The organism is Vibrio sp. 2130-1 (genome assembly GCF_033339515.1).
In genome coordinates this window covers 1-678 of the sequence record NZ_JAWOUT010000313.1, presented here as the reverse complement: position 1 = coordinate 678, position 678 = coordinate 1, and the positions used below count along the sequence as shown (strand labels likewise).

Genomic DNA, 678 nt, shown 5'->3' with positions numbered 1-678 from the left:
TGTTTGTTGGCTCTTGTACGAACTCTCGCATCGAAGACATGCGCGCTGCCGCCGTCGTGGCGAAAGGCCGTAAGGTCGCATCGCACGTTCAAGCATTGATTGTCCCGGGCTCAGAACAGGTGAAAGCACAAGCAGAAGCCGAAGGCTTGGATGTCATCTTTAAAGAAGCGGGCTTTGAATGGCGTCTACCAGGTTGTTCAATGTGTTTAGCAATGAACAATGACCGTTTGGGACCTCACGAGCGTTGTGCATCAACATCAAACCGTAACTTTGAAGGTCGTCAAGGCCGTGATGGTCGTACCCACTTGGTTAGCCCTGCAATGGCAGCCGCGGCAGCTATCGCTGGTCACTTTGTTGACATTCGTGAATTAACTTTTGATAAACAGGATTAGGGAGAACAATCATGTCAGGTTTTAAACAACATACTGGTTTGGTTGTGCCTCTAGATGCCGCCAACGTTGACACGGATGCCATCATTCCAAAGCAGTTTTTACAAAAAGTTTCTCGCCTAGGTTTCGGTAAGCATCTTTTCCATGACTGGCGCTTCCTTGATGATGCAGGCGAGCGACCAAACCCTGAGTTTGTAATGAATGCGCCACGTTACCAAGGCGCTTCTATCCTACTTGCGCGTGAAAACTTCGGCTGTGGCTCATCTCGTGAACACGCACCTTGGGCTTT

Annotated in this window: 2 protein-coding genes; both read left to right on the top strand. The window is 49.6% G+C overall.

The window, feature by feature from the left end; translation table 11 throughout:
• On the top strand, positions 1-392 hold a 392-nt coding region (locus R7Q09_RS25940; RefSeq protein ID WP_318143918.1), incomplete at its 5' end, for an aconitase family protein.
• Positions 393-403: 11 nt separating this feature from the next.
• Positions 404-678: 3-isopropylmalate dehydratase small subunit (gene leuD / locus R7Q09_RS25935; RefSeq protein ID WP_318143917.1), on the top strand; the 275-nt coding region annotated here is incomplete at its 3' end.